At 41.8% G+C, this 7,654-nt stretch carries 8 protein-coding genes; 5 read left to right on the forward strand and 3 right to left on the reverse strand.

Going from position 1 to position 7,654, the window contains the following annotated elements; genetic code table 11:
* From HP439_RS16525 to HP439_RS16540, 4 genes are all read left to right on the forward strand, one after another.
* On the forward strand, positions 1 to 1,065 hold a 1,065-nt coding region (locus HP439_RS16525; protein WP_172391447.1), incomplete at its 5' end, for a gluconate:H+ symporter.
* Between the two features lie 27 nt (positions 1,066 to 1,092).
* Positions 1,093 to 1,566, forward strand: coding sequence for a RidA family protein (locus HP439_RS16530; protein ID WP_246229397.1), 474 nt, complete (start codon positions 1,093 to 1,095; stop codon positions 1,564 to 1,566).
* Entirely contained in the window at positions 1,567 to 2,676 is a 1,110-nt protein-coding gene (locus HP439_RS16535; RefSeq protein ID WP_216657886.1) for a D-TA family PLP-dependent enzyme, read from the forward strand.
* A gap of 4 nt (positions 2,677 to 2,680) precedes the next feature.
* Positions 2,681 to 3,760, forward strand: coding sequence for a dipeptidase (locus tag HP439_RS16540; RefSeq protein ID WP_172391448.1), 1,080 nt, complete (start codon positions 2,681 to 2,683; stop codon positions 3,758 to 3,760).
* 325 nt (positions 3,761 to 4,085) lie between these two features.
* On the opposite strand, the gene HP439_RS16545 is transcribed toward HP439_RS16540, so the two are convergent.
* Both HP439_RS16545 and HP439_RS16550 read right to left on the reverse strand, forming a co-directional pair.
* A complete protein-coding gene (locus HP439_RS16545) occupies positions 4,086 to 5,006 on the reverse strand; it encodes a helix-turn-helix domain-containing protein (protein ID WP_172391449.1) in 921 nt (306 codons plus the stop codon).
* Between the two features lie 148 nt (positions 5,007 to 5,154).
* Positions 5,155 to 5,928 carry an SDR family NAD(P)-dependent oxidoreductase gene (locus HP439_RS16550; RefSeq protein ID WP_172391450.1) on the reverse strand — a complete coding sequence of 258 codons (774 nt, stop codon included), beginning with the start codon at positions 5,926 to 5,928 and terminating at the stop codon, positions 5,155 to 5,157.
* Between the two features lie 332 nt (positions 5,929 to 6,260).
* Here HP439_RS16550 and catB point away from each other — a divergent pair, with 332 nt between their 5' ends.
* On the forward strand, positions 6,261 to 6,893 hold the full coding sequence (gene catB / locus HP439_RS16555) for a type B chloramphenicol O-acetyltransferase (RefSeq protein WP_172391451.1): 633 nt from the start codon (positions 6,261 to 6,263) through the stop codon (positions 6,891 to 6,893).
* Positions 6,894 to 7,311: 418 nt separating this feature from the next.
* Here catB and HP439_RS16560 read toward each other — a convergent pair.
* Positions 7,312 to 7,654 (reverse strand): VOC family protein (locus HP439_RS16560; protein ID WP_172391452.1); only part of this gene is annotated, 343 nt, incomplete at its 5' end.

A 7,654-nucleotide genomic window follows, 5' to 3' on the forward strand; every position in this document is an offset into this window, starting at 1 on the left:
GTTCGATTATTTGGTGTAAGACATCTACAATGGGGGATGGCATTTACAGGATTTGTTGTAGGTATTCCTTTGTTTTATGGCGTTGGTTTTGTGTTGCTTGTTCCGCTAATATTTTCTATTGTTTATAAATATAAGTTGTCCTCAGTATATATTGGCTTACCGATGCTGGCGGCCTTATCTGTTACGCACGGCTTTATACCACCTCACCCCTCTCCTGTTGCATTAGTTGTATTATTTGAAGCCGACATGGGATTGACCTTGATATACGGCTTGCTAATCGCGGTTCCAGCCGTTATTATTGGAGGGCCTATTTTTGGACGATCCTTAGGGAAATTAAAGACAGGAAAAGCAACTATATTTCATTCGGAAGAGAATAAAGAAAAACACAGTGGCTATGACCGTCCGGGGACTTCGAATAGTTTTATAACTGCGCTACTGCCTGTCTTCCTATTGATCTCCTTGACTGTACTCCCCTATACGGTCCACCCGTCGAATACTTTTGTTCTTTCGGTCATCAATTTTCTAGGCTCCCCCTCCATTGTCATGCTGCTCTCGATCATTTACGCCTCTTTTTCTTTAGGAATATACCAGAAGCGTTCGGTAAAGGATATAATGCTGATCTACACGGAAGCGGTCAAAGATATTGCTATGATTTTATTGATCATCGCCGGATCTGGGGTCTTTAAGGAGGTGATGGAAGAGAGTGGCACGAGCCTTCAATTGGCACAGAGCCTGCAGGCGCTGCCGATACACCCATTAATTCTAGCTTGGATAATCACTGCTATTATTCGTGGGTGTGTAGGGTCCGCAACGGTTGCCGCCCTGACGGCAGCAAGCGTATTAATCCCCCTGCTCCGGTCTTCAGGGGTAGACCCCAATCTAATGGTACTAGCGATTGGTGCGGGAAGCTTGATGTTTTCGCACGTCAACGATGCTGGTTTTTGGATGTTTAAAGAGTATTTTGGACTAACGATAAAAGATACGTTACGCTCATGGTCGACGATGGAAGCTCTCGTTTCTGTCGTTGGACTGACAGCAGTAATGTTATTGTCCTTGGTGATATAATGAATTTGTCAACTAAAAAAATAAAAGATGATGTATAATGCAGATGAACAATTTGAAAAATTAGGCCTATCACTACCTCCGGCCCCAGCACCTAAAGGAGTCTACAAGCCCTATGTGATCGACGGTAAGTACCTGTATCTTTCAGGACATGGGCCTGTGCAGGATGATGCTAGCCTAATCGTAGGTCGTATTGGCCACGATATGGACGCAGAAGCAGGGAAACTTTCTGCTCGACAGGTGGGGCTAACCATGTTATCTACCATCAAAACGAATCTTGGTTCGCTGAATAAAGTGAAACGCGTTATCAAAGTGCTGGGAATGGTTAATTGCAGCACTGATTTTGAGCAGCATCCATATATAATCAACGGGTGTAGCGAGCTTTTCGCGGCCGTTTGGGGGGAAGAAAATGGCATTGGCACCCGCAGCGCAGTGGGTTTTGGCTCTTTACCGGACAATATTCCTGTAGAAATAGAAGCATTGTTTGAATTGTATGAGGATTAAATGATGGAACAATGGTACGAGGTGGCGAACGTCGATAGTATCGATTCGCCGGCCCTTTTGGTGTATCCTGAACGTATTGCCGATAATATCAGGTTACTCAAGAAAATGGTAAGTGAAGACACAAACCGTTTACGGCCGCATGTCAAGACTAATAAAATGATCGAGGTCTGCAAAATGATGATGGATGCAGGGATTGAACAGTTCAAATGCTCAACGATTGCCGAAGCGGAAATGCTTGCGCTTAGCAATGCAAAAGACGTGTTGATGGCTTACCAACCGGTAGGTCCTAAAATAGAACGATGGATGAAGCTCGTGCAGGCATACCCAAACACCCATTTTTCCTGTCTTCTGGATAATACGCATTCGATAAGGGAGTTAGGCTCTATTGCCGAAAAAAGGGAAATGAATCTCTCGGTATATCTGGATATCGATTTAGGGATGGGACGTACAGGTGCTTCTGTAGACCAAATAGAGAGCCTGCTGCAGTGCATCGAAGAACGAAAGTGCCTTGTTTTAGAAGGGGTGCATGGATATGACGGACATATTAGTAACAGCGATCCTGAGGTTCGTGAAAAAGAAAGTGATGCCGCTTATGTATTGCTAAAGGCAGCATTTGATTATTTACAGCCCCGTTGTCCTTATCTCTTAAAGATGGTCATAGGAGGAAGTCCTTCCTTCACGAGCCATGCCAAACGAAAAAACGTAACATGTAGTCCCGGTACATTTATTTTTTGGGATTGGGGTTACCGCTCGCGGATACCCGAGCAAGAATTTGAATACGCCGCCGTTTTACTAATGCGCGTGATATCGGTTCTTGATGGCCAGCATGTCTGTGTTGATTTGGGATATAAGGCGGTTGCCTCGGACCCACCTTTACAAAGGGTTAAATTTTTGAATGCGGACGATGCGACCACAGTATTTCAAAGCGAAGAGCATTTAGTACTATCGGTAAATGACAGTAAACAGTATCCTATAGGCGCAGTTCTGTATGGTATACCAACACATATATGCCCGACTGTCGCCCTTTACGACCGCACATATGTTATTCAGGAACATCAGAACATAGCAACCTGGCAAGTAATTGGTAGAAATAGAATCCTAAACATTTAATGAAATGAACGAACTACCTTTTTTTATCGATGGGCATCTTGACCTTAGCATGAATGCTATGGAGTGGAATAGAGATCTACGTGTGTCTATTTCGGAACTGAACTCAAGAGAAAAAGGAATGCACGACAAGCCCGACCGAGCCAACGCCACTGTGACATTCGAAGAGCTACGTCGAGGGAATATTGGGTTGGTTGTAGCGACACAAATAGCCCGCTATGTTAAACCAGGAAGCTTACTACCCGGTTGGTTTTCACCAGAACAGGCTTGGGCACAGACACAGGGACAGCTTGCTTGGTACAAACAAATGGAAGCCGAAGGTTACATGCGAATAATATGTACCAGAGAGCAACTGGATCTACATGTTGCTGAATGGACTGATGGTGCGGAAGCATGGAATAAACCAATAGGATATTTACTAAGCCTTGAAGGTGCTGATTCTTTAGTGGATGTGAGCTATGTCGAAAAGGCATACGCCTACGGTCTTCGTGCGATAGGACCCGCACATTACGGTTCAGGGCGATATGCCAACGGCACGGATTCGGCAGGTAAGTTAAATGCCGATGGTATTGCCTTGTTGCAGGAAATGGATCGCCTCCAGATGATATTGGATACCACACATCTGAATGATGATGCATTTTGGGATGCGATCGAGCGTTACCAAGGGCCAATATGGGCTAGCCATAATAATTGCCGGGTCTTCGTTAATCATAATCGGCAATTTAGCGACGACATGATTCGAGCACTGATCGATCGGGACGCGGTGATCGGTGTAGCATTAGACGCGTGGATGATGGTGCCGGGTTGGGTTAGAGGAGAGTCCACCCCAGTCGGCACCCAATGTAATATGGCGATCATGGCAAAAAACATAGACCATATATGTCAGATTGCCGGAAACACAAATCATGTCGCCGTTGGAAGTGATCTGGATGGCGCCTTTGGACGCGAGCAGTGCCCTTATGACCTTGAAACAATCGCTGATATTCAGAAGATAGTTCCTCTTTTGCAAACAAAGGGTTATAACGACGAGGATATTGTTAAAATCGCCCATGGCAATTGGCTTCGATTTATGCGGAATGCTTTGTAGGTATCCCACTGCACTATATTGCATTTTTCAAAAAAATCATCATTGCTGATTAAAACGACTAATCCTATTATCAGCCCATACCTAGAATATGGGATGGAAGACATGTTATCCTAAGGGTTTCTGTTAAAGGCGAAAAAGAGCATGAGGAAACGGAAGACCGTCTTGGATTCCCCGTAAGTTTTATACAAGAAGATCATTCATCTTTTACGAGGCGGTCTGTTTTCGCCGCGGCAGATTTGTTTTTGGGGAGACCCGTACGTAAAAAAAGCAGTACAAGAGGTATACCTCGTTCTACCAATATAACTTCTAATAAATTTTTAGCTGATCAATTGAACGAAGCTCTAAATTCTAACGGCGAAAGATTAGTTTTCGTTTTAAACAATTTATTAAACGACTGCGAGTGCTCAAAACCCAACTCATAGGCGATCTGGCTTACAGTCGATTGCGTGGTAGAAAGCTTTTCTTTTGCTTTTTCAATTAACTTTTTATGGATATACTGCCGCCCATTTTGTCCGATTAGAGAACGAAGCAAGTCGCTTAAATATCCAGGCGATATGTTTAATTTTTCCGAAAGAAATTGTACGCTAGGTATTCCTTGATGCAAAGGCCGTTCACTATCGAAATATTCGTCCAAAATAGTCTCTATCTTTTGTAGAATATCATTGTTTACTGCTTTACGCGTAATAAACTGCCGTTTATAAAATCGGTTAACATAGCTGAGCAGTAACTCTATCTGGGCAATCATCACTTCCTGACTGAATTCATCGACGCGGTTGTTTAGCTCCTGTTCCATGATCTTATATACGGAAAGGATGGTCTGTTTTTCAATATCTGACAAATGCAACGCTTCATTAACCGAATAAGAAAAATACCCATATTGCTTGATCTTTTTCGCTAGTGGAGAGCCCAATAAAAAATCGGGATGAATGAGCAATAAATAAGCATAGGTATTCTCGTTATATTCAGTGGTTCCTACCAATTGATTGGGAGCTAAAAACAGCATACTACCTTCGTTAAAATCATAATAATTCTGGCCATATTTCAATTTTCCACTGTTTTGAGTAATGAAAGTGATTTTATAGAAGTCCAACACATCATAAATCGGAGCCATTTCCGTATTAAACGGATTGTCCTCATTAAAATGCATAAGACTTATCAGTGGATGCTGCGGCTTAGGTAAGCCAAAAGCCTCATGACTTTCTGATATGGAAATAAACCGTATAAGTTTATCTTCTTTTTTTTTCATTTGTATCTCTCCTTCTGTGTCAAAATTTCGTTGAATCCGCAACGGGATAGCCATAGTGCTTTATACAGCGATCTTATGCTTCCATTTCATAAATTTATTAAAAAAAACCTATGACATGATACAGCCATAGGTTTTTGAACGTTAAACGTTACCAAGGAACACTGTGGTCGCCTTCTGAAAAAATGATAGGGCCAGTAAAGCTTCCCGTGGGTATATCTTCTGCTAATGCCACTCTAATTGGTTCAAGAGAGCCTTCTTCAACGGTGTCGGTCCCCTGAAAATTATTGAGCGCAGTAGCGGTAAACCCAGGGCTAACCAAATTGACTTTTATGTTTGAACGCTCCAATTCTATCGCTAGAGACAAGAAAATACCGTTAAGGGCTGTTTTCGAGGCACCATAGACTGCATCAAATCCTGAGCGAAAAGGATTGTCAGGATTCGAGTTAAGAGAAAGCGAACCTAGTGAACTTGAAACAGTTACAATCCGTGCAGTAGCGGCATTCCGCAATAATGGCAAAAAGCACTGTGTGACAGCAAGAGTTCCAAATACGTTGGTGTTCCAAACCGTCTTCATCTCGCTAATAGGCGCAATGCTTGCGCGTTGGGATCCAAGGATCTCTTCCATTGTTCTGCCCGCTTTCCCCGCGTGTGATATGGCTGCATTATTAACGAGCAGCGAAAGATATCCTCGTTCACTTTCTATTTGCGCTACCGCAGCGTCAATGGAGTCACTATCTGTTATATCCAACTGAATAGCCTTCACACCCAAGCCAATTTCCGCTGCTGCATTTTCCCCTTTCCGTAGATCGCGGGCACCTAAGTACACGATATATTCATCATTAGCAAGAGCTTTCACTATTTGAAAACCGACACCTGTATTGCCCCCTGTTACAAGGGCTACTTTCTTTTTATTTGTTTGCATAATTTTATCTTATTTAAATTTGATGCAACAAAATTCTAGAATATCAATACGATTCCTGTAGCCAAACCACGAAGGTTTGTAGCCGAATTAAGGAAAGTGACGATTTTATTGATATCACGACTGGGGTGTTCTTCTTCACCGAAGCTCTGCTTGCACCAAGACATTCATTCGGATGATGGAATAATGTTCGAATTACATATTCTATCTAAAATTCGTTATATTTGGTTATGAAAATATCTGATTAGCATATTTAAAGAAATAGTTTATTATTGAGGTAATATATTAATATATATTACCTTCTCTGTTCTATTGTACATTTTAAAATATGCAAAATGATTAATTTTTTTGAAAGTCCTTTTAAAGGCAAAATAATAAAAGACCACATCACCAACCCTAACATCATTGCAGGGAAATATTCTTACTACTCGGGTTACTATCATGGCCATTCTTTTGATGATTGTGCACGCTATCTATTTCCTGACAGAGATGACGTCGATAAACTTATCATAGGTTCATTTTGTTCTATCGGAAGCGGTGCCAGTTTTGTAATGGCCGGAAACCAAGGTCATCGGCACGACTGGATATCAACCTTCCCTTTTTTTTATATGAACGAAGTCGAAAATTTTAAAGAAGCAGCTGACGGGTTTGCAGGTGCCGGTAACACGGTTATAGGAAACGATGTTTGGATCGGTAGTGAAGCCATGATTATGGCCGGTGTGAGGATTGGTGACGGCGCCGTCATTGGTAGCAGAGCTTTAGTTACCAAAGACGTTGCTCCTTATACGATAGTCGGCGGCAATCCGGCAAAATTAATAAGAACTCGGTTCACAGAAGAAGACATCGAAATACTCTTAGACATCAAATGGTGGAATTGGGAGGAAGATTTGTTAGCAAACGCGATACCTTTGATTTGCTCGCAGGATGTTAAACCGCTTTATGACTTTTACAATCGATATGTAAAATAGGATTCCGATAGAATAAATCTCGAAGTAAACGAACCACAACATTGTAAATCAAAATGCTAACTACTAATTCCATTATTAGTTAGCATTTTGATTTCGTCTGGCTTGAGTACCTTCTTTGAAAATCATATCCAGTTCCGGTGTAAGTTGTTTTCAATCAACCAATCGAACGTATGGATTCATTATATGCTATTTTTGAAATTTTCAAAAATAGCATATACTTTTTGTTTTGACCCGATATCAAATTAAATGATTTTTGTCTAGAACGAATCGGTTAAAATAGTTTTTTCTTGTCACATTTCTTTTGACATGGCACGTTAAATTCCCTCCAAGCCCTCCATTATTCTGTGTTCAGTAATAGCGAACAAACCTGTTCCCTATTTTCTCAAACCTCGCCTAACCGATGTTACTAATATTCCCTTTATTTGACCGATTTGTTTTCCGCTTTCTCGGTTGGAGGCGTAAAAAAATTAACCAAATTCCCATCTGGATCACGAAACAATAACGACCGATTCCCCCAGGGCATTGTTGTCGGCTTTTGAACGATATCACTGGTTAAAGTTTTAACTCGCTCATAATCCTCGTCTACATTTTCAACAAGGAATTCTATGATAACGCTTTTATTGGATGCCGGTTCAGCAACCTCAGCGCCAAAGAATGCCAACGTACGTACGCTGCCGATTGCCAAAGTAAAAGAGGTTGTATTAATCTCTGCAAAATCGTCGGTTGACCATTTAGCTTTTAAGCCAGTCGCCTCTTCATAA

Origin of the sequence: Sphingobacterium shayense (assembly GCF_013179575.1) — a bacterium.
Taxonomy (GTDB): Bacteria; Bacteroidota; Bacteroidia; order Sphingobacteriales; family Sphingobacteriaceae; genus Sphingobacterium; species Sphingobacterium shayense.

Bases quoted from the DNA above. Each gene is read 5' to 3' on its own strand.
- HP439_RS16530 (WP_246229397.1), top strand. From the start codon at position 1,093: ATGATGTATAATGCAGATGAACAATTTGAAAAATTAGGCCTATCACTA.
- HP439_RS16535 (WP_216657886.1), top strand. From the start codon at position 1,567: ATGATGGAACAATGGTACGAGGTGGCGAACGTCGATAGTATCGATTCG.
- HP439_RS16540 (WP_172391448.1), top strand. From the start codon at position 2,681: ATGAACGAACTACCTTTTTTTATCGATGGGCATCTTGACCTTAGCATG.
- HP439_RS16545 (WP_172391449.1), bottom strand. From the start codon at position 5,006: ATGAAAAAAAAAGAAGATAAACTTATACGGTTTATTTCCATATCAGAA.
- HP439_RS16550 (WP_172391450.1), bottom strand. From the start codon at position 5,928: ATGCAAACAAATAAAAAGAAAGTAGCCCTTGTAACAGGGGGCAATACA.
- catB (WP_172391451.1), top strand. From the start codon at position 6,261: ATGATTAATTTTTTTGAAAGTCCTTTTAAAGGCAAAATAATAAAAGAC.